Raw genomic sequence first — 25,325 nt, forward strand, 5'->3', positions numbered from 1 at the left:
GCGGCTCAAACGAGCCGGCTCTGTCGCGGGGCGTATCAAGTTCAAAGCTGCCGGCCGGACTCTTGACTGTTTTTGACGTCGAACCGTTCTTGCGGTTAGATTGCTCTTTATCACTGAGATGCTCTTCAAGCTCAGCCTGCATCGCGGCTTCGGTGAGTTGTTTAATAAGCGGTGTCAGGATGCCGTCTTTGCCGGTGAGGTCTTTGCCTTCACGCAACTGCTTTAAAGCGGCATCCATGTCGAAATTGGTTTTGGTCATATGTCATCTCTTTTTTGCTTAGTTTAACGAAATGACACAGAATTCTGAACACTACCTCATATTTCGGTTATTTTTCTTATACCCAGCGGCTAACAGCATAACGAACAAAACAAGCAATAAAACTTCCATGTAAAACACTTAACTATCCCTTTATCAATGCATTTGAAGCAGCTTATTGAAGCTTGTATGAATACTCAATAATAGCTTTTATAGCTTCTCTGACTTTTTGATTACATCTAACTCCATATAATAAAACCGGTCATCCTCGTTAGTCAGCGTGAAGCCGAACTTGTCATATAAGCGATATGCAGGACTAATTTTGAATACCTTCAACATTAGCCTGTAAGCTCCAGACTCTTCAACTCTTCGTTTTGCTTCGGCCAACACCGCCCCGCCAATACCTTTGTTCTGAAAGTCCTTGATAATTTGAAGATCTCTTAACCAGCAAGAGTCACCATCAAATGAAAGGCGCAACGCTCCAATTAGCTGACCGTCACACAAAATATCCCAATTATCTAAGTCGACAATTTGTTCCAGTATTTTAGATTCTTGCCAACCAACTCCGTAATGTTCGTAATACGAGCGCATATTGTCGTAAGTGATTGCGGCTGATTTAGACAAGTCTTGCGTCAGTCTAAAAGAAATAGCTTCGGTTAGTTTAGACATGAGAGCTCAGTCAGGCCTTCTTAGCTTGTTGCCACAAAGCTTCAAGCTCATCTAAATTGCAGTCAGTGGGATGTTTGCCCTGCTCGCTTAGGCGTTGCTCTATGTTTTGGAAGCGGCTTTTGAATTTTTCGTTGGCCCGTTGCAGCGCAGCTTCAGGGTTCACTTGTTTGTGACGTGCGAGGTTAACAACAGCGAACAGCAAGTCGCCAATTTCTTCTTCAATGTGCTCTTGGTCTGTTGCTTCTTTTACTTCTTGTATTTCTTCTTCAATTTTGTCGTATACCGGTTCAGCTTCTGGCCAGTCGAAACCGACGGAGGCCGCACGCTTTTGCAGTTTGGCGGCTTTTAAAATGCTCGGCAACTGACTGGGTATGTCGTCAAATACAGAGCCACGGGCATTTTTCTCAGTACGCTCTTGCTGCTTTATCTGTTCCCACTGGGCTTTAATTTCGGCATCGGACAAGTTGCATTCGGCATCACTGCCAAATACATGAGGATGGCGGCTAATCAACTTATTGGCGGTATGCGCTGCAATGTCGTCAAACACAAAGTCGCCCTGCTCTTTCGCCAGCTGAGCATAAAACACCACCTGGAACAGCAAGTCACCCAGCTCGTCTTTAATCGCGGCCATGTCGCCCGATTGAATCGCGTCAACCACTTCGTAGGTTTCTTCTATGGTATACGGCAGAAGTGACTCAAAGCTTTGCTTTAAGTCCCAGGGGCAACCGCCCTCGGGGTCGCGCAACCGACGCATGACACCTGTTAATTCGGCGACACCGTTAAATTCACTCGTCATTTATAAAAACCTTTAGGGCTTACACCCGTTGTACTTGTTCAACTCCGTTAATTTGCCGCAAGCGCTGACTAATTCGCTGTAGGCTCTCGTTATCTTTTACAGCCAAAGCCAATACTACTGTGGCGGTTTGAGACTGGCTGTCAGCGTCACTGTCCATTTGCATGACGGCGGCTTTTTCATTCGCTAACACGCTGGTAATGTCGTTCAGCAATCCGCTGCGGTCTAACGCTGAAATGCGTAGCTCCGCTCGATAGTCCTGATGCGTCTGACGGGGCCAACTGACTTCAATGCCACGTTCAGGGTGCTGATTCAGCAAATGCGCTAACTGCTCACAGTCACGTCTGTGCACAGACACGCCACGCCCTTGCGTAATAAAGCCTCGTATAGGCTCGCCCGGTAATGGCTCGCAACACTTCGCAAATTGCATCATGAGGTTACCAATACCTTCAATAACCACTTCCGACGTGCTACCAACTTTGCGCTTGGTGACTTTAGTGCGCTTCTTAATTTGCTCAACTTTATCAGCTTCGGTTGTTTCCGGCTTGAGCTGGTTAACAACCTGATGCAAGCGCACATCACCGGCACCAATGGCAGCTAATAGGTCGTCTAGATTACTGACATTAAAGCGTGCTAAAACGTCTGTGGCTTTATGCAGCGAAATGCCGTACTTCTGTAGCTCATTTTCCAGCAGCTCTTTGCCCGCGTGTAGGTTTTTATCCCGGTCTTCTTTTTTAAAGTAGGTATGAACCTTGGCTCTTGCCCGCGAGGAATGTAAGTACCCCAGTTGTGGGTTAAGCCAGTCACGACGCGGCTGTGCGCTTTTCTGAGTCAGGATTTCAACGCGATCGCCGTTTTGCAACTGATAGGTAAAGGGCACAATGCGGCCATCAATTTTGGCGCCAATGCACTTATGTCCAACCTGGCTATGAATGTAATACGCAAAGTCGAGCGGCGTTGAGCCCATCGGCAGGTCCATAACCTCACCTTTCGGCGTAAACACATACACCCGGTCTTCAAAGACCTGTGAGCGAATTTCATCGACCAAGCCTTCGCTACCGGCCATGTCTTCATGCCAGGCCAGCAGCTTACGCAGCCAGGCAATTTTATCCTCAAAACCGTGACGTTTGCCGGTTGCCGGGCCTTCTTTGTACATCCAGTGTGCGGCGACACCCAGTTCAGCGTCATCGTGCATATCATGCGAGCGAATTTGAATTTCAACACTTTTGTCTTCCGGCCCGACTACCACCGTATGAATGGACTGATAACCATTAGGTTTTGGCGTCGCTATGTAGTCGTCAAATTCTGAAGCAATATGTCGCCACCGCGAATGCACAACGCCCAGCGCGGCATAACAATTTTTTAAGTTGTGCGTGAGTATACGAACCGCACGTATGTCAAACAGTTGCTCAAACTGCAGATGTTTTTTCTGCATTTTGCGCCAAATAGAGTAAATATGTTTGGGGCGGCCATAAACTTCGGCCTGTATTTGCTGCTCGTCCAACGCGTTTTGCAAGTCAGCAACAAAGTTCTCTATGTATTGCTCTCGGTCTGTACGACGCTCATGCAAGCGCTTGGCAATGGTTTTGTAGGTATTCGGGTGCAAATACCGAAAAGCTATGTCTTCCAGTTCCCATTTAAGCTGACCTATGCCCAAACGGTTGGCTAAAGGCGCGTATATTTCCGAACACTCTTTGGCTGCTAAGACTCGTGTCTCTTCGTCGGCGTTTTTCACTTCACGCAGGTAACAAATACGTTCTGCAAGCTTAATGAGCACCGCACGCACGTCTTCCACCATAGACAGCAACATACGTCGTACATTGTCTATTTGAGTACCGTCAGGCTGGCCGTGCTGAAAATGTTGTAAGTCACTAATGCTTTGCATTTGCTGTACGTTACGCAACAGCACAATGAGCGTTTTTGACTGTTTGCCGGTGAGCTTGTCGAGGTCGAGCTTACCGGATTCCAACAGTGGTACGTACAAAGCCGCCAGTAGCGATTCCGCGTCAAGCTTAAGCGGTGCCAGAATCTCTACCATTTCCTGGCCTTTTAGCAGTGCAGCTTCTTCTTTTGGAAATCGTTGTTTTAGCTGCTCTAAGGTAGTTTCCAGTGGCTCAGGATCACTCACAGCGTTCAGCCAATGCTGTTCGCTGTCTTTGTACTTGGGATCATCCACGTGGGTACTGCGTACATGGACCATGACTTACGACGCTCGCTCCAGACAAACCATGGTTTCAATGTGATGCGTTTGCGGGAACATGTCAACTGTGCAGAGCTTGCTAATACGGTAGTCGGAGGTCTTTTTATTGCTTTTTAGACCAAAAATAGTGGCAACGTCTCGCGCGAGTGTATCCGGCGCGCAAGAAACGTACACAATTCGCTTAGGGCGTTGCTCGGGTTTGAGCTTTTTAAGTAACGTCATCACCCCTTCTGCTCCGGGCCGAGCCGGGTCTAAACACCATAAGTCAGCCGGTTCACCTAATTCAGACGCGGTAATATCATCTAGTTCAGCCGCTAAGGAACTCAAGTTAGTAAGACTATTGGTTTCAGCGTTATTGCGCGTTTGTTCCGCCATGCGATACACACCTTCCACTGCCAGTACCGACTTGGCTCGACGCGCTAACGGGATGCTGAAGTTACCAATACCTGCGAAAAAGTCGTACACGCGTTGCGTTTTTTCCGGCGCAAGCCAGTCTATAGCCTGCTGAACCATACGTTCATTAATACCGCCGTTAACCTGCAAAAAATCTCCGGGTTGAAAGTACAGCTTGTCGCCGTCTATGGAAGTATCAAAAGGTAAACTTGCGTTGTTCAGAGGCGTTAATTCGCTGTCGCTTTGCAGCCAAATATCGATATTCTGCTCTGCCTGCCAGTTCTCAAGTGACTGTATAGCGTCCTTTGGCAAGCTGTCCGTTATACGCAGTAAAATAACTGGCTTATTGGTGTGAATGGCTTCTAAATGCCCCAGCTTAGTCGCAATACTTGAGGTGTTTAGCACTGGATACAGCCTATTCACCGCTTGCAATAAGCTTTCTTCAGCCACTAAGCAGTCTTCAACTGGCACAATCTGATGACTTTGCGCTTCCCGAAAACCAATAAGTAATTTTTGTTCTTTACCGAGCCAGCGGGTGGCCAGGCGGACACGCCGACGATATCGAGTCGGCTCACTGACTAATGGTGCCTGCCAGGGCAGGCTTTCAGTCGCAGCGTCAAACACACCGAACTTCTGAAACAGCTCTTCCACCACTTGCTGTTTGTGGCGCAACTGATAGCTTTCATCGACATGCTGAAAGTCGCAACCACCGCATTGCTCATAATATTTACAGGGAGCATCGCGACGGTCTGCGCTTGGCTCCAGAATACGTTCAAGCGTACCGCTGTGTTTGCCGGTGGTTTTGTACTGAATGACCTCGCCGGGTAACGCACCAATAATGAAACGTGTTTGAGGTTTTCGACCCGCTTGTTTATCAGAGCCACGAACAACCGCTCGCGCCTGATGATCAAGCCCGGAGACTTGAGCTTTGAGAGTTTTACTAACGGCTTTGCCACGCTTTTGCGGCTTAAAAAATTGCGCCATTTGGGTTGTGTTTAACCTATTTTATTCAGACTCTAAAATAACCGTTGCCACGGCGTAATGCTTTTCGTCACTGATGGATAAATGGCTGGCAACAACCCCCATTTCTTTAATCCACTGGGCAGCGGTATCGGTAAAATGCCAACTGGGCTTTCCGTAGTCGTCGTGGACAACCTGCATATGCTGAAAAGATAGTCCCGCAGAAATACCGCGCCCAAACGCTTTAGCACAAGCTTCTTTAGCGGCAAACCGCTTCGCCAAATACGCAGCTTCGTCAACCGACGCGCTCATTTCTTCCTGCTCTTTGGGAGTCAGTACGCGCTTAGTTAAGCTGTCGCCACGCGCTAACGACTTCTCGATACGGGACACTTCAATAATATCCGTACCCAGTCCTACTATTGCCATTATCTTGCCTTATCGAGTATTTCCCGCATATCGCGGACAGCTTTATCCAGACCATCTAAAACTGCCCGGGCAATAATAGAGTGACCAATATTCAGTTCGACCATTTGCGGAATTTGCGCAACGTCTAATGTGTTGTGGTAGTGAAGGCCATGACCCGCATTAACCTGCAAACCAATAGAGTGCGCGTACTCCGCCGCTTCCATTAAGCGGGCCAATTCTTTTTTCTGTTCTTCTTCAGTGTCAGCTTCAGCGTATTGGCCTGTATGCAATTCAATTATAGGAGCTCCGGCTTCTTTTGCTGCATCAATTTGCTTGTGATCAGCATCAATAAATAGCGACACCTGAATGCCTGCATCCGTTAAACGCTTGGTCGCATTGGCAATGTTTTCAACTTGTCCAGCAACATCTAGACCGCCTTCAGTGGTCAGCTCTTCACGCTTTTCCGGTACCAGGCAACTGAACGTTGGCCGTGTTTTTACTGCAATGTCGATCATTTCATCGGTCACGGCCATTTCTAAATTCATTGGCACGTTCAGAGTTTGCTTCAGCATCGCCACGTCGCGATCGGTAATGTGCCGGCGGTCTTCACGCAAATGAATGGTGATACCGTCAGCTCCTGCACGTTCAGCAATGCTGGCCGCAGCTACCGGGTCTGGGTAACGTACGCCACGCGCATTTCGAAGTGTTGCGACGTGGTCAATGTTTACCCCTAAGCGTAATTCTCTCATGGTTACTTCCTTCTTTGCTGAAACAGTTCACGGCTGCGCAGCGGTTTGTCACCCAAATACACGTGAAGCGCCTCGCGCATTATCCACTTTAACTGTTTTAAGCGGTGTTCGTCACTTATGTCCCAGTCTGCTATTCGTTCAATATCATTGACTGGGTAAGCTTTGTCGTCTTTATGCCGGGGCGTCGACACTAACCCATGATCGGGCACAAAGTAACAGTACTCAAGATCTTTTAGCGGCTGTCCAGTGTCAGCATCATGATACCAGTCAAAGGCTGCCCCCAAATGTTCAAGTAGCTGCCATTCGAAGCGTCTGAGTGCTGGTTCTACATGTTTCGCTTCGGACAACGCAGCTATCGCCGACCAGTAATGCTGGAACAGCTCCTGTGCTTCAGCTTCTGCCGGCAGCAGGCGTTGCAACAGTTCATTGAGGTAGAAGCCGCTATAAAGTGCATTGCCGGTAAGTCTTATTTGGGCTGATTGGGTGTCTTGTTCAAGTAGTGTCAGCGTTTTTAAGTCGCTGCGCCCTTTGTACTCTATTTTCACTGGTACAAAAGGCTGAGCTAATCCACGCCATGGGCTTTTGGACCGTTTAGCGCCTTTAGCAATAAGCCGGACGCGCCCGTTTTGCTCTGTGAACACATCCAGCAGCAGACTGGTTTCCTGAAAATCCCAGCGATGCAACACTAAGGCTCGCTGAATCACGATTTAGTCCTCGCGGTACCCTAAACTTTTTAAGGCTCGTTCGTCATTAGACCAACCCGACTTCACTTTCACCCATAGTTTAAGGAGTACTTTGTTGTCGAGCAAACGCTCTAAGTCACGACGAGCTTCTGTGCCTATAGTTTTCAAGCGTTCACCACCCTTTCCGATGATCATTCGCTTCTGTGCTTCGCGCTCAACCAAAATAAGTGCATGTATATGCGTCGTACCTTTTTCTGAGTGACCGAACTGCTCAATTTCCACCGTTGTTTCATACGGCAGCTCATCACCGGTAAAGCGCATCAACTTTTCACGTATAATTTCAGCGGTCATAAAGCGCACTGAACGATCAGTGACATAGTCTTCCGGAAAGTAATGAAAACCAGGTTGTAAGTGACCACGCACAATTTTGCGCAGCTCGTCGAGGTTGTCACCATGGGTGGCTGATATCGGCAATATTTCTGCAAAGTCGTGCTGTGTACTCAACCACTGCAAATGCGGCAGTAACTTCTCTTTGTTTTTAACCTGATCGACTTTATTGACCAGTAAGACCACCGGTACCTTGCTGCGCTGCACTTTCTCAAGCACCATTTTGTCGTCTTCCAGCCATTTCAAACTATCGACAACAAACAGGACCAAATCGACGTCTTTTAACGCGGAAGATGCCGTCTGATTCATTACTCGATTAATTGCCCGCGGCTCTTCAATATGCATACCCGGCGTGTCAACATAAACCGCCTGGCAGTCACCGTCGGTGTCTACGCCCAGAATGCGGTGGCGTGTTGTTTGTGGTTTATTCGAGGTAATGCTGATTTTCTGACCGAGTATACGGTTAATCAGCGTCGACTTACCCACGTTTGGGCGCCCAACAATAGCGACAAAGCCGCTGTGTTTGTTGTCGTCGAGTTCTATATCAAGCGTCATTTACGCTCCTGCAAATGTTCTAATGCCGAGGTCGCTGCAGCTTGTTCTGCTTTGCGACGGCTTGTGCCACTGCCTATGAATGGCTCTTGTTGCCCTTCAATAACACAGTGAACTGTAAATTGTTGATTATGCGCCTGCCCTTGTGTAGCAATCACATCGTATTCTGGCAGCGGTTGCTGTCTTGCCTGTAACCATTCCTGCAGACGTGTTTTGGGATCTTTCTGGCTGGCACCCGGCTTAATGTCATCGAGCTGTGGTTCAAACCACTTCAAAATGACTTCTCTAACTGTGTCCATGTCACTGTCGAGGTAAATGGCACCGATAATGGCTTCTACTGCATCCGCCAATATCGATTCCCGACGGTAGCCGCCACTTTTTAGCTCGCCCTGACCTAACGACAGGAAGTCACCCAGCCCCATTTTTTTTCCCAGCTTCGCCAACGAACGGCCGCAAACAATAGCGGCCCGCATGCGGCTTAGATCACCTTCGGCGACTTTCGGGAATTTCTTAAATAAAGCTTCAGCTATTACCAGCCCTAAAATAGAATCGCCCAGAAATTCCAGGCGTTCGTTATGGGTGGATGAGGCACTACGGTGCGTGAGAGCCTGTCGCAACACCTCTTGTTTTTGAAATTGATGTCCGACAATTTTTTCTAGTTCAGTTAACGGTGGTTTGGGTAAACTCACTCGATACTCCCCAGTCTTTCAAATCGAATCCCCGTTGGTACCCACGAAGGCAGCCAACTGTCTTGTCCCCGGTCCATTTCAAAACTCATCCAAATAAAGACAGCTTTACCGACTAAATGCTCTTCATCTACGAAGCCCCAATAACGACTGTCACGTGAATTATCGCGGTTATCGCCCATAGCGAAATACTGGCCTTGGGGTACAACCCACTCATCACGTTGAGTACCCGGTTGGTCATAGAAAAATGCACGACGTGACGCCACTCTGGGATCAACTAAAATATCATGTTTAACGTCACCTAAACTTTCTTCGTAGGTTTTAAGCGGCGAAGAGCCAGAAAAGTATGCGCCATCGTCCTTCAGTTGCGTTTTAATGACTTCCATCTCCGGGCAATCTCTGCGCCCTTCTTCACAAGCTGGCTGAATGTATAAGGTTTTATTGCGATAAACAATACGATCACCAGGCAAACCGACAATACGTTTGATGTAATCAATATTTGGTTCTACTGGATATTTGAAAACTGCGATATCACCACGTTTGGGCTCGGTTGTTTCAATAATGGTGTTTTGAAATAACGGCTCTTTAATACCGTAGTCAAATTTCTGCACCAGTATAAAGTCACCGCGTAGCAGCGTTGGCATCATTGAGCCCGACGGAATTTGAAATGGCTCATACAATATTGTTCTAACGATCAACACCAAAGCGATAACCGGGAATATCGACTGCCCCAGCTCCATTAGCTTGGGTTGCGGTGCTAACTGTTCTACTTGCTCTTCTGTCAGCGGGCTGGTGGTCTTTTTTTCAACCTCAGCAACTATTGCCTGACGTTTAGGTTTTAAAAACTTCGCATCGTATAGCCAAAGCAGCCCCGATACGATAGTAACTACCGTTAAAATTAATGAAAAATAATTGGCCATTTCCTATTTGCCTACTTTTAAAACCGCAAGGAAAGCTTCCTGAGGTACTTCAACGTTACCCAGGTTCTTCATGCGTTTTTTACCTTCTTTTTGTTTTTGTAAGAGTTTCTTCTTACGGCTTATGTCGCCACCGTAACACTTAGCGGTTACGTTTTTACGTAGCTGTTTTACCGTAGAACGCGCAATAACGTGGTTTCCGATAGTGGCCTGAATAGCAATATCAAACATTTGTCGTGGAATCAGTTCTCTCATTTTATCCACCAACATGCGACCACGCCCTTCCGCATGATCGCGGTGCGTGATCATTGCCAACGCATCCACTCGGTCACCATTAATCAGTATATCGACCCTAACCATGTCCGCAGGTTCAAACTTTTTGAACTGATAGTCGAGCGACGCATAACCACGACTGCACGATTTCAGGCGGTCAAAGAAGTCCATCACCACTTCAGCCATCGGGATTTCATAAGTTACGGAGACTTGCTTGCCATGGTAGGTCATGCCTGTCTGCACACCACGTTTATCAACGCAGAGCGTGATGACATTACCTAAAAACTCCTGTGGAACCAGGATGCTGGCTTCCACGATAGGCTCGTAAATTGTTTCAATATCGTTGACTGGCGGTAGATTTACCGGATTGTCGACTTTGACGATTTCGCCGTCTGTTTTTTCAACTTCATAGACTACTGTTGGTGCGGTAGTAATAAGGTCAATGTTGTACTCGCGTTCGAGTCGCTCCTGAATGATTTCCATGTGCAGCATGCCAAGGAAACCACAACGGAAACCAAAACCCAGTGCTGCTGAGTTTTCAGGCTCATAGAATAACGAAGCGTCATTCAATGCCAATTTACCCAGAGCGTCACGAAAAGCTTCGTAATCGTCTGAACTAATTGGGAACATACCCGCATAAACCTGTGGTTTCACTTTTTGGAAACCGGGGACGGGCTCTTTGGCCGGAGCTCGGGTATTTGTTAGCGTATCGCCCACTGGCGCACCCAAAATATCTTTAATTCCCGCAATAACATAGCCCACTTCGCCAGTGTGCAATATGCCGGTTTCATGCGGTTTGGGATCAAAGTAACCCACTTTATCGATTTGGAACGACTGACCGGTCGACATCACCGTCATTTTTTCGCCCGCTCGCAATGTGCCATTACGCACACGAACCAAAGACACAACGCCCTGATAGTTATCAAACCATGAGTCAATAATAAGGGCTTGCAAAGGCTCTTCTTCGCTACCTTTTGGTGGCGGTATTTGACGAACAATGCGCTCTAGTACGTCGTCAATGCCAATTCCTGTTTTTGCTGAACATTGAACAGCATCGACAGCTTCAATACCCACAATGTCTTCAATTTCCTGCGCTACAGCCATTGGATCAGCCTGAGGCAAGTCAATTTTGTTCAGAACCGGCACCACTTCCAAGTCCATCTCAATAGCGGTATAACAGTTCGCCAGTGTCTGTGCTTCAACGCCTTGCGCCGCGTCGACAACCAGTAGCGCACCTTCACAACCTGCCAGAGAACGCGAGACTTCGTATGAGAAGTCGACGTGTCCCGGGGTATCGATGAAGTTAAGCTGATAGGTCTCACCGTCCTGTGCCGTATAATAAAGCGTGACGCTTTGCGCCTTAATGGTAATACCGCGCTCGCGCTCAAGATCCATGGAATCAAGGACCTGCTCGGCCATTTCGCGGTCGGTTAACCCCCCGCAATGCTGTATGAGCCGGTCAGACAGTGTGGACTTCCCGTGGTCGATATGAGCGATAATAGAAAAGTTGCGAATATTACTTTGCTTGAACGCCTTATCCGGCATTGATGATACCTCTGTAAAACTTAAATTCTGACTTTCAAAAATTAGCCCCGATCATACTCATGTTAGGCGCAAGAACAAAGGTTTTTATGGTTTATTTGGCGAGAATTGAAAAAGCCACGTTATACGGTTTTTATTCGTACCAATTGGTTTATTTTAATGTCTCGGCGCCGAAACCACGCCCGCAAGCCTAAAAACGTCAGCGCAAAGCCTGCAAAAGACAATAAAATGGTAATACCTTCATGAACAGCCTCGGAACTTTGTAGCGCAATAGCAATAATCAACAAGGCTAAAATTGGCAAGCCATAAAGCATGAGAGCGAATTGAGTAACGGCTTGCTCTGGCACATCGAGTTCTACTCGGTCACCAACGGTAACAGACTCGTCTGTCACCACATGAAACTGGGCGTTTCTGTCGGCAAACACTTTACTAAGAATACCCGCACCGCAAGTAGAAACCTGGGCACAGCCTGAGCAAGCGGTTTTTAATTGCGTGGTTACTGTGACTCGGTTACCGTCAACGGCAACCACTTCTGCCAATTCTTTCATTATCTCACTTCTTGCGCTATTCGCTGGGCGATGCTGAGTGGCACCTGCCCGACAACAGTAATTAAGTAGTCATTATAACGCATTGTGAATAAGGTTTGTGAGGAAGACAGCGCCACATCGGTTTCCATATCATCGGTAAGCCTTGCAATGTAAATCGAATACTCCGTCACACCATCTGAAAATAAATAATGGTCAACCAGTGTCGATTCAGCAACCAGGTTATGGCTTTGTTTGGTAATAAGTTCAAAGCCCTGAGGCTGCCAGCCGGGTTTTACGGGAAACCCCGGTTTGTTCAATATGCGAAGGTCACTTAGTAATGGTGGCATTTCCAAATCTGACACTTCTTTTAAAACGCCGGGAGAGTCCTCACGAATAGAGAGACTGGTCAACTGCATTTGTTCAACAATGTCACCGCGTTGATCATGCATCATCATTTTGAGCAACATACCGGACGATCTGTCGACCCAAAGCGAATAGCTGTAACGCTGGTTATCACGGCTGATAATACGCAAGTGTTGAGCATTACGGCCAAGTACACGCGCGCCGCCACTAATAGTGACTTGATAAGTATCCTTTATATTTGCGAAAGGCTCAGTAAAAGCGACAGGCAAAATGGTCGACACTGAATCTGCAATTAATGAAAAGTTACTGGCTGAGGTATGAAAGTGAGCAACACGGTTGCCTACTCTCAAAATACGAAAGTCAGGACCATTCATGCGAATGAGCAGTTCCTGACTTTGTGGTTCACCGACCGCCTGGAACCACTGATAAGGTTCTATTTGGTCACCATGAACATGAACTAGAGAGGCTTCAAAATTGAGGGATGTCAGTGCCTTTGACATACGGTCAAACCAGCCCTCACCGTCAATTTCCTTTTGCGTTTCCTGAGCACTTGCTGCCGACAGAAATAACACAGCGGCAGCGGCTATCAGTGACTGGTACAACCGAGTTATCATCGAATTAATTACCTTTGTTGAGCTCCTGCTCTTCTTTATCATCGCTTTCTTTTTGCTGCAGCATTAACTGCTGCTGATGGTCGATTAAATACGACTGCACCTGGCGACGACGCTGCTGGTCGCTCACTTGAGACATTGGCTCGACATGATTCAGGCTTACTGGCTCACGCCCACCAATTGGATTCGTTAATAATGCGGGCTCGGCACTGGCTCCGTCCGCTCCGGCTGGCTGTTGGTAAACCTGAACCGTCATAACAGCCACTACAGCAACACTCGCTGCTACTGCTACCTTCGCCAAAGGCTGGAACCATTTCGACGCTGCTTTATTCTGGCTTTTCGACTGTCCGAACCCAGGTTTAATAACGTTAGAGCCTTCACTTTCAATAGCAGCACTAACGCGCTGGCTAATATCCAGGTCGACACTTGCGCCTAATTCATTTTTCAAAGCAGCCCGCGCCACACTGTAGCGATGCCAGGTTTGAGCTGACTGCTCATCATTTAATACTTCATCAAGCTCTTTTGCGTCGACATCCTGACTGTCAAACAAAGCTGATGTAACTTCTGATAATTTTCGAGACATAAGCCCCTCTTCGATTTACCGTTCCAGCAACGGTCTCAGTTGGTTATCTATGGCTTCTCGGGCGCGAAAAATACGTGAACGAACAGTACCTATTGGACAGTCCATTTCGAGCGCTATTTCCTCGTAGCCAAGCCCCTCAATTTCTCTTAACGTGATAGCCTGCCTTAAGTCATCCGGCAGCCCCTCAATTGTTTTTATCACCACATTTCTGATTTCGTCCGTCAGCATATGGCTTTCCGGTGATGCATCATCTTTTAAAGCAGCGGCACCTTCGTAATATTCAGCTTCTTCAGCGTCGATATCTGACGCGGGTGGTTTTCTGCCCTGAGAAACCAAATGGTTTTTCGCCGTATTAACCGCTATTCGGTACAACCAAGTATAAAAAGCGCTATCTCCGCGGAAGTTGGGTAATGCACGATACGCTTTGATAAACGCCTCTTGTGCGACATCTGCAACATCTCCCGGTTGCTTTACATACCTGGATATCAAACTCATGACTTTGTGCTGATACTTCTTTACCAGCAGATCAAAAGCCCGGTTGTCACCTTGTTGTACTTTTTTGACCAGTTGCTGGTCGTTCACCTGTTCGCTCATCCGAGCCTGTTCTCCCTTTACCCAGGAACTGCTGGAACTGGCGGCCCGTCCTGTTTGTACAGACTGTGACCAGACCGCTTGTAAAAAGTTCGCAAATATTTCAGCAAATGCGTAAAATCATCCAAAATTCTTAATGAGTACTTTATGGAACCTGCAGCAAATTATCAATGCGATGTGCTGGTTGTTGGCTCAGGAGCTGCTGGCTTAACCACCGCCCTGCAACTTGCCGACACATTAAAAGTCACGGTATTAAGTAAAAGCGCCTTAACTGAAGGCTCGACATTTTATGCTCAAGGCGGCATTGCCGCTGTGTTTGATAAAAACGACAGCATTGAAAGCCATATTGAGGACACCCTAGTCGCTGGTGCAGGCCTTTGTGACCCAGCAGCTGTTAAGCTTACCACAGAAAATGCGCGCGACAGCCTACAATGGCTGATTGACGCAGGAGTCGGCTTCGACAAAGTTGAGAGCGACGGACAGTCCCCTACGTATCACTTAAACCGTGAAGGTGGGCATAGCCATCGGCGTATTCTGCATGCCGCCGATGCGACAGGTCGTGCGGTACAGACCACATTACAAGAACAAGTTCTGAAGCACCCAAATATTACCGTATTAGAGCGCTACAACGCCGTCGACTTAATTACCGGGCAACATATTGACGCAGATCCTGGCTGTTACGGTGCCTATATATGGAACCGCATGGAAGAACAGGTAGAGACCATTGCGGCAAACTTCGTGGTTTTGGCAACCGGTGGCGCCAGTAAAGTGTATCAATACACCAGTAACCCGGATATCGCTAGTGGTGATGGCATTGCCATGGCATGGCGCGCCGGTTGTAGTGTTGCCAATATGGAGTTTAATCAGTTCCACCCAACGTGTTTATTTCACCCAAATGCGCAAAGCTTTTTGCTGACAGAAGCGTTGCGTGGTGAGGGGGCTGTTCTAAAACGTCCGGACGGCTCCCGTTTTATGCCAGACTTCCATGAGCTCGCTGAATTAGCCCCCCGTGACGTTGTTGCCCGCGCCATTGACTATGAAATGAAGCGCTTGGGCGCCGATTGCATGTTCCTGGACATTTCTCACAAGCCGAAAGAGTTTATCGAACAGCACTTCCCTACCATTATGGATAAGTGTTTATCGCTCGGTATCGATATGAGTAGCGAACCTATTCCGGTCGTACCGGCTGCACACTATACCTGTGGTGGCGTGCGCACTGACTTACATGCCCAAACAGACGTACCCAATTTATACGCTGTTGGTGAAGTCGCTTGTACTGGTTTACACGGCGCTAACCGAATGGCCAGCAATTCGCTGTTAGAATGTCTGGTTTTTGCCCGGGCTGCGGCGAAGGATATTTTAGCTAAGCAGTCTTCGAAAGCACCACAAACACACTTACCAAGTTGGGATGAAAGCCAGGTGAGTAACTCAGACGAAGAAGTCGTCATTCAGCATAATTGGCACGAACTGCGTTTGTTTATGTGGGACTATGTTGGCATCGTGCGCACCACAAAGCGCTTAGAGCGCGCCCTGCATCGAATTGAACTACTACAACGGGAAATTCATGAATACTATGCAAACTTCCGGGTCAGTAATAACCTGCTGGAGTTGCGTAACTTGGTGCAAGTGGCCGAGCTTATTGTCAGAAGCGCTTTAGAGCGCAAGGAAAGCCGTGGGCTTCATTACACGTTGGATTATCCGAATACCATGGAAAAAGCCGAACCAACCGTACTAACACCTTCGCATTAGCGGGTTACTAACTGACTTGAGAAAGTTGCCGTCTGAGCTGTGCTTGCTGCTCGGGCGGCAGACGAAACCACCAGATCCACACCCAGGACTTAATTTGAACGTCTGAGTCAGGTAATGACTCCAGCGGTAATAACGTTAGTATATTGCCAATAACCAGTGGTTTGCTAAACAGTTTGCATGCTTCTTCCTGCCACCACCAGTTATATCCGCAAGGCGAACCGGACAAGGGCTGTTGAGGCCACTTGAGTAAATAAAATTCCAGCACTTATACCTTTACGCGTGACAGCATAAAATCAACCATGCCCTGAAGTTCTTCATCTGGACATTCTTTGTGTCCCATAAACCAAGCGAATAAATCTGGGTCATCACATGTGACCAAGCGACGAAACACCGCTTTTTGTTCGTCGCTAAGCTCGTCGTAAGCCTCTTTCACAAAAGGTTCAAAAAGTACGTCAAGCTCCAGCATGCCCCGGCGGCAGGCCCATATTAAACGACGTTTGTCCTTTAAAACTTCTTCAGACTGTTTCGGGAACATAAGATCTCCGCAGCAATTGCCCTTGTAATTTCAATCAGTGCCCTAATATTAGCATGTAAGCTATCCAATAAGGAGTCATTGTGGTCGAGTTAAAACAAGCTTTAATGGATTCGAATGAGGATTGCCTTTCCGTTCAACTAGCGGACTATGGTATCCTGTCGGTTTCTGGCGAAGACACTGACAGCTTTTTACAAGGACAGCTGACATGCGATGTGCGCAAACTCGACCAAGAAGATTGGTTATATGGCGCACATTGTGACCCTACGGGGAAGGCATTCAGTAATTTTTGGTTGTTTCGTCATGACAATGCAGCATTATTTGTTATGCATAAAAGTGCCCTTGAAGGCTCTTTAACACAACTGAAAAAGTACGGTGTTTTTAGTAAAGTCGACATTCAGGATGTTAGCGAAGACTGGCATATCGCTGGTTTTATTGGCAACAAAGCAAAACAGGCGTTGCCTACTGACAGTATGACATTGCACGTTGGTCAACAACCTGATCAATTTATTGTGCTGAGTCGGCAAGCAGTTTCTACGGACTATCCGCAGCCCTTTTGGGATGCGCTGGAAATTGAACGAGTTCGTCCACAATTGACGGTAGAAAACAGTCAAGCGTTTGTACCACAAATGCTGAATATACAAGCGTGGGACGGAGTCAGTTTCGACAAAGGATGTTATATCGGCCAGGAGACTATTGCCCGGATGAAGTATTTGGGCAAACAGAAACGGGCACTCTTTCGATTGTCAGGTAACGTAGCGCAAGCTGTGGAGCCGGGGCAGCAACTAGAGAAAGCCATTGGTGAAAACTGGCGTCGTGCAGGTACGGTCATTATGGCAGTGAACCGCACCGACACACAAACGGACTTATTAGCGGTTTTACCCAGCGACATTGACGCTGACACCGCTATTCGAGTTCAGGGTGACGACGCAAGTCTACTGGAAATACACTCACTGCCTTATCAATTAGGTTAAATTTTATGAGCGAAACCATTGCACAGAACAAAGTCGTGGCTATCCATTACACTGTGAAAACAGAAGATGGCCAGACCCTGGACCAGTCTAAAGAAGGCAATCCGCTTAGCTTTATTCACGGCCGCGGAATGCTAATTCCTGGTCTTGAAAATGCACTGGAAGGCAAAGCAACTGGCGATAGCTTCACTGCTGAAGTTAAGCCAGAAGAAGCGTACGGCGAACGTCACGACGGTTTAATCCAGACCGTTCCACGTAACTTATTCGGCGAAAACGAAGTACAGCCTGGTATGCAGTTCCGCGCAAGCACTGACCAAGGCGAACAGTCTGTTGTTATCGTTGACGTAAAAGACGACGAAGTCACTGTAGACGGTAACCACCCATTAGCGGGTGTTAACCTTAACTTTGACGTAGAAGTTGTTGAAGTTCGTGAAGCGACTGAACAAGAGCTTGAGCACGGTCACGTGCACACTGACGGCGAAGATCACTAAGTCGCTGACAGCATTGTAAAAAACCCGGCTTTTGCCGGGTTTTTTCGTTTTAGGCCGCTATTTTCCGACTCGCCTTTTCTCTATCCAGTAATGCTTGCTTACGCTCTAACCCTGCCGCAAAACCTCTTAATGAACCATCCTGCCCAATAACCCGATGACAAGGAATAGCGATAATAACCGGGTTCTTTGCAATAGCGCTGGCTACCGCTCTGGTTGCGGTTGGTTTGCCAAGCTTCGAGGCCACCTGCTGATAGCTCAGCGTCTCCCCTGAAGGAATTTGTTGAAGTACATCCAGGACACTCTTTTGAAATGATGTGACTTTGGGGTTAAGTGGAAGATCAAACTCGTAATCCGGCTGCGAAAAGTAATGATGAATTTGCCGCGTAGCAGCTTCTAATAACCATTGCTCCGGCGCATACTGGTACTGTTGCATGTCTGGGCAGTGTTTTTGCCCTTGATAGTAAAGACCAAGAATATGCTGGCTGTCGGCCACTGCGTACATAGTGCCCAACGGGGTTGAAAACTCAGAGTAGTACATACAAGCCGCCCATAAAAAAACGCATTAACTGACTATAGCAGCCAATGCGCTTTTCGAGCAATTTTTAAGCTATTGCTTAATCTGCTTTTGGACGCATATGCGGGAACAGTAAGACGTCACGAATCGATGCAGAGTCGGTTAACAACATAACTAAGCGGTCAATACCAATGCCCTCACCCGCCGTTGGCGGCATGCCGTGCTCTAGTGCAGTAACATAGTCTTCGTCATAGAACATGGCTTCGTCGTCACCTGCTTCCTTCTGCTCGACCTGCTCACGAAAACGCTGAGCCTGATCTTCTGCATCGTTAAGCTCCGAGAATCCATTCGCCAGCTCACGACCGCCGGCAAAGAACTCGAAGCGATCAGTCACAAACGGGTCATCATCGTTACGACGTGCCAGTGGCGATACTTCCGCCGGATATGCAGTAATAAAAGTAGGCTGAATCAAACGGTGCTCGGCAACAGTTTCGAAAATTTCGATTTGAACCTTACCTAAGCCCCATGAAGACTGCACATTCACACCAACCTGCTCAGCAATTTCCACCGCACTATCCATGTGCTTCAGCTGCTCTTCCTTCACTTCCGGCATATACTTCAAAATAGCTTCCAGCACGGTCATGCGTTCAAACGGCTTACCAAAGTCATAATCAACGCCTTGACTGGTAAACTGAGCAGAACCAAGAACAGCTTCGGCTGCACCACGAAGCATTTGTTCAGTCAGATCCATTAGATCATGATAGTCCGCATAGCCCCAGTAGAACTCCAGCATAGTGAACTCTGGGTTATGACGAGTCGACAAACCTTCATTACGGAAGTTACGATTAATTTCGAAGACTTTTTCGAAGCCACCCACAACCAAACGCTTCAAGTAAAGCTCAGGTGCAATACGCAGGAACAGTTCCATGTCTAACGCATTATGATGCGTACTGAATGGACGCGCCGAAGCTCCGCCAGGAATTGCCTGCATCATTGGCGTCTCAACTTCCAGGAACTGGCGTTCACTTAAGAAGCGACGGATATAATCAATGACTTTAGAACGAACGACAAAGGTATTACGCGACTCGTCGTTAGTAATCAGATCTAAGTAGCGCTGGCGATAACGCGTTTCCTGATCTGCCAAACCGTGGAATTTGTCAGGCAATGGACGCAAAGCTTTGGTTAACAGGCGAATGTCATCAACCTGCACACTCAGCTCACCGGTACCTGTAATGAACAGAGTTCCTGACGCACCAATAATGTCGCCTAAGTCCCATTTCTTAAATTCGCTGTTATAAAAACCTTCAGGCAAGTTGTCTCGAGCAACGTACAATTGAATTTTGCCACTCATATCCTGAATGGTGGCAAAGCTCGCTTTACCCATAATACGGCGGGTCATCATACGACCGGCAACTTTTACACGAATACCTTTCTCTGCCAGCTCTTCTTTGCTAACACTGTCGTAGTCTGCGTGCAGATCTGCTGCCAGCGAGTCCCGACGAAAATCGTTCGGGAATGCGATGCCCTTATCGCGAAGCGCCGACAGTTTCGCCTTTCGTTGCGCGATCTGCTCGTTTACATCTACTTCGGGTGCTTGCGATTTATCAGTCATTATCGATTTTCCTCTGTCGGGATACTTAAATTAAACTTACAGCCCGCTTTTCAGGCTGGCTTCAATAAATGGGTCTAAAGCGCCGTCTAACACGGCTTGTGTATTACGATTTTCAACGCCGGTGCGTAAGTCTTTAATGCGGGCGTCGTCTAATACATACGAGCGAATTTGGCTGCCCCAGCCAATGTCCGCTTTAGAGTCTTCCAGCGCTTGTTTCTCTTCGTTTTGCTTCTGTAACTCAAACTCATACAACTTCGCTTTTAGTTGCTTCATTGCCGAGTCACGGTTCTTGTGTTGTGAACGGTCACTTTGACATTGCACCACAATGCCTGTCGGTTCGTGTGTTAAGCGAACCGCAGAATCTGTCCGGTTAACGTGCTGACCACCTGCGCCAGAAGCCCGATAGGTATCAACGCGTAAATCTGACGGATCAATTTCAATATCGATGTCGTCGTCGACTTCCGGATAAACAAACACAGAAGCGAACGATGTATGACGACGGTTTCCCGAGTCAAACGGAGACTTACGAACCAGACGGTGTACACCTGTTTCGGTACGTAACCAGCCGTAAGAGTACTCACCTGCCACGCGCACCGTTGCTGATTTTATTCCGGCAACATCACCTTCTGACAGCTCGGTAATTTCTGCTTTAAAGTCATGAGCTTCTGCCCAGCGCAGATACATCCGCAATAACATATTGGCCCAATCCTGAGCCTCAGTGCCACCAGAGCCCGACTGTATATCCAGGTAGCAGTCAGCACTGTCATTATCTTTCGAGAACATCCGGCGGAATTCTAAGGTTTCCAACTGTTTTAACAGGCCAGACAATTCATCCTGAGCTTCGTTGAAGGTATCTTCGTCTTCAGCTTCTACCGCTAAATCGACTAAGCCTTCTACATCATCCAGACCTTGCTGTAACTTGTCTAAGGTTTCGACCACTTGTTCAAGACTGGCTCGCTCTTTCCCAAGAGCTTGCGCTTTTTGCGGATCATCCCAGACATCGGGCTGCTCCATTTCACGGGTAACTTCTTCCAGACGCTCTACTTTAGCATCATAGTCAAAGATACCCCCTAAGCGCATCACTGCGCTCACGCATTTCTTTTATGTTGTTGTAGGTTGCGTTGGTCTCAAACATTCGACTACCTAATTCTTTGAATTTTGAAAGGGGCGTAGTTTAACGTATTGCGCGAATTTGCTCTACCAGCAACTGCACAGAAGTTTTACCGCGAAAGTGATTTAGTTGCGGCTTGTATAATAGCTCAACCCGCTGAGCGCTATTATTTGGCCATTCGTTGGTATCGACATTGAATGCAATAGCATCTAGCACATCGCCTTGTGGATGCCTAAGCACACATTTTAAGTGCTTCTCGCCAACAATACGCTGGTCGACAATGTCAAACTCACCGTCAAACATCGGCTCCGGAAAATGCTGTCCCCAGGGGCCTGCGTTTTGCAGCATCTCAACCTGACTTATCGATAGCTCCGGTAAGGTCAGTTCACCATCAGACCAATAGACACGTTGCTTTTGCTCTTCCGTCAGCCACTCCCCGGCAACTTGTTGAGCTAACTCCGAAAACCGTTCTAAATTGCTTTTCTTTAGGGTTAAACCTGCTGCCATCGCGTGGCCCCCAAAGCGTTCCATAATATTAGGCTCGAGGGTATGAACGCGTTCAAGTAAATCTCGCATGTGTAAACCACTGACAGAGCGTGCAGAACCTTTCAATATGTCGTCATCTTCATGCGCCAGCGCAATAACCGGACGATTTACCTGTTCTTTCACCCGACCTGCGACAATACCGATAACGCCGGCATGCCAATCGGGTTGGTACAAAGTCACTAAGTCTGGAACCTGACCCGTATCGAACTGCAATTTTGCAACGGCAGCTTCAGCGTGTTCGCGCATATCAGACTCGATATTTCTACGCTGCAGGTTCAGTTCGTTCAATTGCTGCGCCAACCGCTGCGCATGCTCTTTTTCAGCAAGCAGACACTCAATACCGAGGCTTATGTCATCCAGTCGCCCAGCCGCATTAATTCGGGGAGCCAGGGCAAACCCCAAATCACTGGCATTAAGCTGCGCGGCATTGCGGTTAGACACGTCCAGTAGTGCCTGAATGCCCGGACGGCAAAGTCCCTGCTTTATTCGTGCAAGCCCCTGATGGACCAAAATTCGGTTGTTGTAGTCCAGTGGCACAACATCTGCCACCGTACCGAGCGCAACTAAATCAAGCCAGTCGGCTAAATTCGGTGTGGGTTGCTTTTCTCTTAAATGGGCGCGCAAAGCCAGCAGTACGTAAAAGGCAACGCCAACACCGGCTAAGTTTTTGCTGGGAAACGAGCAGTCGGGCTGGTTCGGGTTCACAATAGCGTCTGCATTAGGCAGAGTCTTCGCAGGTAAATGGTGATCGGTAACAATCACTTTGATATTCAGTTCGTTGGCCCGTTCAATGGCCTCGTGAGCCGCTATACCATTATCAACAGTGACAATCACTTTAATGTCTTTAGCGGCGAGCTCTTCTACCATAGATACCGACAACCCATAGCCGTCAGTCATTCTATTGGGAACACGATATCCGACATTCGCGAAACCGAAAGCAGTTAAGGCCGACACCATAAGCGCTGAACTAGTCGCACCATCAGCGTCGAAGTCGCCGCAAATACACACAGGCCACTGCTTATCCAGCGCATCCGCCAGTATTTCGACCGCAGCGTCAATATCTTTTAAACTTGAAAAGTGTGTCAGACCGGCCGCTTTTAAAGACAACTCTCGTTCATCACTGACACCACGGCGCGCATAAACTTGCCGCAACAATGGCGGAACATTTTGCGGCAGAAACTCGTCACTAACCTTAGGGTAACGGCGTATTGTGTAATCTGTCATTGCAGCTGCTGAACTACTTTCTTAATTCAGACAACAGGCGACGTGCCGGCACCGCCCCCGGAATTAAACGGCCATCAGGCAAAATAATTGCGGGCGTTCCGGTAACGCCGAACGACTTACCCAGCGAGTAATGTTGCTCGACGGGATTGCTGCACGAACTGTTGCCACGATAGCTTTCTTCGTCTTTAAAAGCACTTATCGCAGCTTTTTTGTCGTCTGCACACCAAACCGCTTGCAGCTCCTGTCCGCCTTTACTATCCAGACCGCCACGCGGGAATGCTAAGTACTGAATAGTAATACCGGCACTTAAGTAGCTGTCGAGGTTTTCATGCAGTCTTTGGCAGTAACCACAAGTCGTGTCCGTGAATACAGTGACTTTGTATTTCTCGTCATCGGCTTTGTAAACGATCATATCGTCTACAAAGTCGGTTAGCATTTCTTTGCGAACCGCTCCATTGCCCTTTTCCGTCAGGTTCTCAGGCGCTGAATTTGTAATATCAAAGACATTACCGCTAATCAGCTTTTTGCCGTCCTCTGACACATAAAACATACCCTGATTAGTGACCACACGAACATAGCCGTCAATTTCGCCCGGCTCGGTTGAAATAACCTCAATACCTATTTTGTTCAAATGCTTGGTATTTAATTCGTCAGCGGAAATGGGCGCTGAAAATAGCGAAAAACCTATAGCCGATACAGCCAATAACGTCGTCAAATACTGCATAAACACCTCTTATTATTGATGAGCGAACCCTACCCTGTTACCGCTTAAAATGCAATTATCCGCGAGGGTGGTGCTGGGCATGCAGGGCCTGTAACCGCTCTCTTGCGACCTGCGTATAAATTTGCGTAGTCGATAAGTCACTGTGACCTAAAAGTAGCTGTAAGACTCTTAAATCGGCGCCATGGTTCAGTAGGTGAGTAGCAAACGCATGGCGTAACGTATGTGGCGATAAATGAGCGTATATGCCTGCGGTTTCAGCATAATGTCGTAACCGATACCAGAACGCCTGACGTGTCAGTAATGAGCCTCGCTTAGTCACAAACACCCAGGGGCTTTGTTTGTCTGTCAATGCTGGGCGCCCATGCTTTAAGTAACGCTCCAGCCATTCCAGGGCTTCCTCACCTAACGGAACCAGTCGCTCTTTATCGCCTTTACCAACCACTCGCACCAGGCCCTGTTGCCGGCTAACTTGGTCATATTGCAAACGAACCAACTCCGTGACGCGCAAACCAGTTGCGTACAGTACTTCCAGCATGGTGCGATCACGCAGGCCAATTGGAGTGTCAGTTTCCGGAGCTTGCAGTAGGTTTTCAACATCGGCTTCGCTTAATGAATGCGGAATGCTTTGCGGGAGCTTCGGACGCTTCAGCTTGGCGGTCGGGTCATGAGCAAGCCACTTCTGCTTCACCGCAAACTGGAAAAATTTTTTCGCAGAACTTAAAAAGCGAGAGGTACTTCGAGGAGACAAGCCCTGAGTCCGGCGCCACAGCAAGTAGTCTTGAAGGATTAACTCATCAACCTCAAGTAGCGGAGTTTTTTGGGGAAGCAGGTACTCACAGAATCGACGTAAGTCACTACGGTACGCCGCCTGGGTATTTTCACTGGAGCCATGGTGCAGCCATAAATGCTCAGTAAACGCATCAATGCGATCTTCGTCTTCTGGAGGTAATTGCTTCATGTGGCTGCAAGACTATTGGTTGCGAAACATCAAAGCCATTATGCCCGAAGCAGAGAAACGATGAAATGCTTAGTGCGTAATACCTAATTTTTGTAGCACATCGTAAAGCCCCGCCGGACCTCGTTTACGATAATCATTAAGCTCTGGCTCTTCTTGCTTCGATTTTTTCTTTTCGACACGTTGACGTACACGCCAGTCTAAATTATGAAGCAACTCAATAGGCAAGCGGTCAGGGCTTGCATCAGGTACGAGCGGTTGAGGGTGTGTAGCATCTTGCAGCTTAAAGTCAGACAGTTGGCTGACTGACTTATAAACACCGCTCGCTAAAACAACATTTTCTGCCGGTTCTAACGGTCGAGCTCTTGCAGCGCCTATAGCTCTTTGCCAATTAGTTTGGTCATATTGGTTATCATCAATAACCGGATCAGCACCCAGTGCTGACACCCAATAAGCAAACTCACCCGCGAAGCCATGATTAACGGCTTCACTCGCGTGCTGCTCAAAAATGTCTGATGCTCTTTGCTGAACCGACTGAACTTGGCTCATACCGACCCTGGAAAATAACCTTAGATACTTTTGTTATCGTCCAAAGTCAGGAAAGTTTAAGTTTTCTCTTTACAGCCCAGTTCTGGCTGTTATTATACGCGCCTCTTGAGTGGAGGGGTTCCCGAGTGGCCAAAGGGATCAGACTGTAAATCTGACGGCTCAGCCTTCGCAGGTTCGAATCCTGCCCCCTCCACCATTTTTCTTAAG

General features: G+C 47.8%; 28 protein-coding genes and 1 tRNA gene. 4 read left to right on the forward strand and 25 right to left on the reverse strand.

What is annotated here, in order from left to right; all coding sequences use genetic code 11:
• The 16 genes from BLT32_RS02070 to rpoE all read right to left on the reverse strand — a co-directional run.
• A partial coding sequence (locus BLT32_RS02070) for a transposase (protein ID WP_176764939.1) occupies positions 1 to 259 on the reverse strand: 259 nt, incomplete at its 3' end.
• A gap of 207 nt (positions 260 to 466) precedes the next feature.
• Positions 467 to 925 (reverse strand): GNAT family N-acetyltransferase, encoded by a 459-nt coding sequence (locus tag BLT32_RS02075; RefSeq protein ID WP_053952651.1) that lies wholly within the window; start codon positions 923 to 925, stop codon positions 467 to 469.
• 10 nt (positions 926 to 935) lie between these two features.
• On the reverse strand, positions 936 to 1,721 hold the full coding sequence (gene mazG / locus BLT32_RS02080; protein ID WP_053952652.1) for a nucleoside triphosphate pyrophosphohydrolase: 786 nt from the start codon (positions 1,719 to 1,721) through the stop codon (positions 936 to 938).
• A gap of 19 nt (positions 1,722 to 1,740) precedes the next feature.
• Entirely contained in the window at positions 1,741 to 3,918 is a 2,178-nt protein-coding gene (gene relA / locus BLT32_RS02085; protein ID WP_053952653.1) for a GTP diphosphokinase, read from the reverse strand.
• A gap of 3 nt (positions 3,919 to 3,921) precedes the next feature.
• A complete protein-coding gene (rlmD, locus tag BLT32_RS02090; protein ID WP_053952654.1) occupies positions 3,922 to 5,295 on the reverse strand; it encodes a 23S rRNA (uracil(1939)-C(5))-methyltransferase RlmD in 1,374 nt (457 codons plus the stop codon).
• 21 nt (positions 5,296 to 5,316) lie between these two features.
• A complete protein-coding gene (gene acpS, locus BLT32_RS02095) occupies positions 5,317 to 5,697 on the reverse strand; it encodes a holo-ACP synthase (RefSeq protein ID WP_053952655.1) in 381 nt (126 codons plus the stop codon).
• Positions 5,697 to 6,425, reverse strand: a complete 729-nt coding sequence (gene pdxJ, locus BLT32_RS02100) for a pyridoxine 5'-phosphate synthase (protein WP_053952656.1) — start codon at positions 6,423 to 6,425, stop codon at positions 5,697 to 5,699. The genes acpS and pdxJ overlap by 1 nt, the downstream gene beginning before the upstream one ends.
• Before the next feature lie 2 nt (positions 6,426 to 6,427).
• Positions 6,428 to 7,129 (reverse strand): DNA repair protein RecO, encoded by a 702-nt coding sequence (recO, locus tag BLT32_RS02105; RefSeq protein ID WP_053952657.1) that lies wholly within the window; start codon positions 7,127 to 7,129, stop codon positions 6,428 to 6,430.
• 3 nt (positions 7,130 to 7,132) lie between these two features.
• A complete protein-coding gene (gene era, locus BLT32_RS02110) occupies positions 7,133 to 8,050 on the reverse strand; it encodes a GTPase Era (protein WP_053952658.1) in 918 nt (305 codons plus the stop codon).
• On the reverse strand, positions 8,047 to 8,736 hold the full coding sequence (gene rnc / locus BLT32_RS02115; protein WP_053952659.1) for a ribonuclease III: 690 nt from the start codon (positions 8,734 to 8,736) through the stop codon (positions 8,047 to 8,049). The genes era and rnc overlap by 4 nt, the downstream gene beginning before the upstream one ends.
• Complete coding sequence (gene lepB / locus BLT32_RS02120; protein WP_053952660.1) at positions 8,733 to 9,653, reverse strand: signal peptidase I; 921 nt, start codon at positions 9,651 to 9,653, stop codon at positions 8,733 to 8,735. The genes rnc and lepB overlap by 4 nt, the downstream gene beginning before the upstream one ends.
• 3 nt (positions 9,654 to 9,656) lie before the next feature.
• Positions 9,657 to 11,468 carry a translation elongation factor 4 gene (lepA, locus tag BLT32_RS02125; RefSeq protein WP_053952661.1) on the reverse strand — a complete coding sequence of 604 codons (1,812 nt, stop codon included), beginning with the start codon at positions 11,466 to 11,468 and terminating at the stop codon, positions 9,657 to 9,659.
• Positions 11,469 to 11,587: 119 nt separating this feature from the next.
• Positions 11,588 to 12,013 carry a SoxR reducing system RseC family protein gene (locus BLT32_RS02130; RefSeq protein ID WP_053952662.1) on the reverse strand — a complete coding sequence of 142 codons (426 nt, stop codon included), beginning with the start codon at positions 12,011 to 12,013 and terminating at the stop codon, positions 11,588 to 11,590.
• Entirely contained in the window at positions 12,013 to 12,969 is a 957-nt protein-coding gene (locus BLT32_RS02135) for a MucB/RseB C-terminal domain-containing protein (RefSeq protein ID WP_053952663.1), read from the reverse strand. The genes BLT32_RS02130 and BLT32_RS02135 overlap by 1 nt, the downstream gene beginning before the upstream one ends.
• 4 nt (positions 12,970 to 12,973) lie before the next feature.
• Positions 12,974 to 13,549, reverse strand: coding sequence for a sigma-E factor negative regulatory protein (locus BLT32_RS02140; protein ID WP_053952664.1), 576 nt, complete (start codon positions 13,547 to 13,549; stop codon positions 12,974 to 12,976).
• Positions 13,550 to 13,564: 15 nt separating this feature from the next.
• Positions 13,565 to 14,143 (reverse strand): RNA polymerase sigma factor RpoE, encoded by a 579-nt coding sequence (gene rpoE / locus BLT32_RS02145; RefSeq protein WP_053952665.1) that lies wholly within the window; start codon positions 14,141 to 14,143, stop codon positions 13,565 to 13,567.
• 144 nt (positions 14,144 to 14,287) lie between these two features.
• Here rpoE and nadB point away from each other — a divergent pair, with 144 nt between their 5' ends.
• On the forward strand, positions 14,288 to 15,889 hold the full coding sequence (gene nadB / locus BLT32_RS02150; protein ID WP_053952666.1) for an L-aspartate oxidase: 1,602 nt from the start codon (positions 14,288 to 14,290) through the stop codon (positions 15,887 to 15,889).
• A 7-nt stretch (positions 15,890 to 15,896) separates the two neighbouring features.
• Here nadB and BLT32_RS02155 read toward each other — a convergent pair whose 3' ends face one another.
• Together BLT32_RS02155 and BLT32_RS02160 are read right to left on the reverse strand one after the other, a co-directional pair.
• Complete coding sequence (locus tag BLT32_RS02155) at positions 15,897 to 16,154, reverse strand: hypothetical protein (RefSeq protein WP_053952667.1); 258 nt, start codon at positions 16,152 to 16,154, stop codon at positions 15,897 to 15,899.
• Entirely contained in the window at positions 16,155 to 16,424 is a 270-nt protein-coding gene (locus BLT32_RS02160; protein ID WP_053952668.1) for an FAD assembly factor SdhE, read from the reverse strand. It lies immediately after the preceding gene.
• A gap of 80 nt (positions 16,425 to 16,504) precedes the next feature.
• Here BLT32_RS02160 and ygfZ point away from each other — a divergent pair, with 80 nt between their 5' ends.
• Both ygfZ and BLT32_RS02170 read left to right on the forward strand, forming a co-directional pair.
• Positions 16,505 to 17,395 carry a CAF17-like 4Fe-4S cluster assembly/insertion protein YgfZ gene (gene ygfZ, locus BLT32_RS02165; protein WP_053952669.1) on the forward strand — a complete coding sequence of 297 codons (891 nt, stop codon included), beginning with the start codon at positions 16,505 to 16,507 and terminating at the stop codon, positions 17,393 to 17,395.
• 5 nt (positions 17,396 to 17,400) lie between these two features.
• Entirely contained in the window at positions 17,401 to 17,883 is a 483-nt protein-coding gene (locus BLT32_RS02170; RefSeq protein WP_053952670.1) for an FKBP-type peptidyl-prolyl cis-trans isomerase, read from the forward strand.
• 49 nt (positions 17,884 to 17,932) lie between these two features.
• On the opposite strand, the gene BLT32_RS02175 is transcribed toward BLT32_RS02170, so the two are convergent.
• The 7 genes from BLT32_RS02175 to BLT32_RS02205 all read right to left on the reverse strand — a co-directional run bounded on the left by BLT32_RS02175 (position 17,933) and on the right by BLT32_RS02205 (position 25,118).
• Complete coding sequence (locus BLT32_RS02175) at positions 17,933 to 18,421, reverse strand: methylated-DNA--[protein]-cysteine S-methyltransferase (protein ID WP_053952671.1); 489 nt, start codon at positions 18,419 to 18,421, stop codon at positions 17,933 to 17,935.
• Positions 18,422 to 18,497: 76 nt separating this feature from the next.
• The gene (lysS, locus tag BLT32_RS02180; RefSeq protein ID WP_053952672.1) at positions 18,498 to 20,009 is read right to left on the reverse strand and encodes a lysine--tRNA ligase; all 1,512 of its coding nucleotides are present in this window, start codon (positions 20,007 to 20,009) and stop codon (positions 18,498 to 18,500) included.
• A gap of 36 nt (positions 20,010 to 20,045) precedes the next feature.
• Positions 20,046 to 21,144 (reverse strand): peptide chain release factor 2 gene (prfB, locus tag BLT32_RS02185; RefSeq protein ID WP_143020935.1). Its coding sequence is split into 2 segments (ribosomal slippage): positions 20,046 to 21,068 and positions 21,070 to 21,144, totalling 1,098 coding nucleotides; the frame shifts between segments, so codons are not numbered across the junction.
• 39 nt (positions 21,145 to 21,183) lie between these two features.
• Positions 21,184 to 22,890, reverse strand: coding sequence for a single-stranded-DNA-specific exonuclease RecJ (gene recJ / locus BLT32_RS02190; protein ID WP_053952673.1), 1,707 nt, complete (start codon positions 22,888 to 22,890; stop codon positions 21,184 to 21,186).
• Between the two features lie 13 nt (positions 22,891 to 22,903).
• On the reverse strand, positions 22,904 to 23,614 hold the full coding sequence (gene dsbC / locus BLT32_RS02195) for a bifunctional protein-disulfide isomerase/oxidoreductase DsbC (RefSeq protein WP_053952674.1): 711 nt from the start codon (positions 23,612 to 23,614) through the stop codon (positions 22,904 to 22,906).
• A 55-nt stretch (positions 23,615 to 23,669) separates the two neighbouring features.
• Positions 23,670 to 24,572 carry a site-specific tyrosine recombinase XerD gene (gene xerD / locus BLT32_RS02200; protein WP_053952675.1) on the reverse strand — a complete coding sequence of 301 codons (903 nt, stop codon included), beginning with the start codon at positions 24,570 to 24,572 and terminating at the stop codon, positions 23,670 to 23,672.
• Between the two features lie 69 nt (positions 24,573 to 24,641).
• Entirely contained in the window at positions 24,642 to 25,118 is a 477-nt protein-coding gene (locus BLT32_RS02205; protein ID WP_053952676.1) for a VC2046/SO_2500 family protein, read from the reverse strand.
• 111 nt (positions 25,119 to 25,229) lie between these two features.
• On the opposite strand from BLT32_RS02205, the gene BLT32_RS02210 reads away from it, so the two are divergent.
• A tRNA-Tyr gene (locus BLT32_RS02210) sits at positions 25,230 to 25,314 on the forward strand.
• Positions 25,315 to 25,325 lie beyond the last annotated feature (11 nt).

Source organism: Idiomarina zobellii (genome assembly GCF_900100855.1).
In the GTDB taxonomy this organism is placed as follows: domain Bacteria; phylum Pseudomonadota; class Gammaproteobacteria; order Enterobacterales; family Alteromonadaceae; genus Idiomarina; species Idiomarina zobellii.

Bases quoted from the DNA above. Each gene is read 5' to 3' on its own strand.
- BLT32_RS02075 (WP_053952651.1), bottom strand. From the start codon at position 925: ATGTCTAAACTAACCGAAGCTATTTCTTTTAGACTGACGCAAGACTTG.
- mazG (WP_053952652.1), bottom strand. From the start codon at position 1,721: ATGACGAGTGAATTTAACGGTGTCGCCGAATTAACAGGTGTCATGCGT.
- relA (WP_053952653.1), bottom strand. From the start codon at position 3,918: ATGGTCCATGTACGCAGTACCCACGTGGATGATCCCAAGTACAAAGAC.
- rlmD (WP_053952654.1), bottom strand. From the start codon at position 5,295: ATGGCGCAATTTTTTAAGCCGCAAAAGCGTGGCAAAGCCGTTAGTAAA.
- acpS (WP_053952655.1), bottom strand. From the start codon at position 5,697: ATGGCAATAGTAGGACTGGGTACGGATATTATTGAAGTGTCCCGTATC.
- pdxJ (WP_053952656.1), bottom strand. From the start codon at position 6,425: ATGAGAGAATTACGCTTAGGGGTAAACATTGACCACGTCGCAACACTT.
- era (WP_053952658.1), bottom strand. From the start codon at position 8,050: ATGACGCTTGATATAGAACTCGACGACAACAAACACAGCGGCTTTGTC.
- lepB (WP_053952660.1), bottom strand. From the start codon at position 9,653: ATGGCCAATTATTTTTCATTAATTTTAACGGTAGTTACTATCGTATCG.
- lepA (WP_053952661.1), bottom strand. From the start codon at position 11,468: ATGCCGGATAAGGCGTTCAAGCAAAGTAATATTCGCAACTTTTCTATT.
- BLT32_RS02130 (WP_053952662.1), bottom strand. From the start codon at position 12,013: ATGAAAGAATTGGCAGAAGTGGTTGCCGTTGACGGTAACCGAGTCACA.
- BLT32_RS02135 (WP_053952663.1), bottom strand. From the start codon at position 12,969: ATGATAACTCGGTTGTACCAGTCACTGATAGCCGCTGCCGCTGTGTTA.
- BLT32_RS02140 (WP_053952664.1), bottom strand. From the start codon at position 13,549: ATGTCTCGAAAATTATCAGAAGTTACATCAGCTTTGTTTGACAGTCAG.
- rpoE (WP_053952665.1), bottom strand. From the start codon at position 14,143: ATGAGCGAACAGGTGAACGACCAGCAACTGGTCAAAAAAGTACAACAA.
- nadB (WP_053952666.1), top strand. From the start codon at position 14,288: ATGGAACCTGCAGCAAATTATCAATGCGATGTGCTGGTTGTTGGCTCA.
- BLT32_RS02160 (WP_053952668.1), bottom strand. From the start codon at position 16,424: ATGTTCCCGAAACAGTCTGAAGAAGTTTTAAAGGACAAACGTCGTTTA.
- BLT32_RS02170 (WP_053952670.1), top strand. From the start codon at position 17,401: ATGAGCGAAACCATTGCACAGAACAAAGTCGTGGCTATCCATTACACT.
- BLT32_RS02175 (WP_053952671.1), bottom strand. From the start codon at position 18,421: ATGTACTACTCTGAGTTTTCAACCCCGTTGGGCACTATGTACGCAGTG.
- lysS (WP_053952672.1), bottom strand. From the start codon at position 20,009: ATGACTGATAAATCGCAAGCACCCGAAGTAGATGTAAACGAGCAGATC.
- recJ (WP_053952673.1), bottom strand. From the start codon at position 22,890: ATGACAGATTACACAATACGCCGTTACCCTAAGGTTAGTGACGAGTTT.
- dsbC (WP_053952674.1), bottom strand. From the start codon at position 23,614: ATGCAGTATTTGACGACGTTATTGGCTGTATCGGCTATAGGTTTTTCG.
- xerD (WP_053952675.1), bottom strand. From the start codon at position 24,572: ATGAAGCAATTACCTCCAGAAGACGAAGATCGCATTGATGCGTTTACT.
- BLT32_RS02205 (WP_053952676.1), bottom strand. From the start codon at position 25,118: ATGAGCCAAGTTCAGTCGGTTCAGCAAAGAGCATCAGACATTTTTGAG.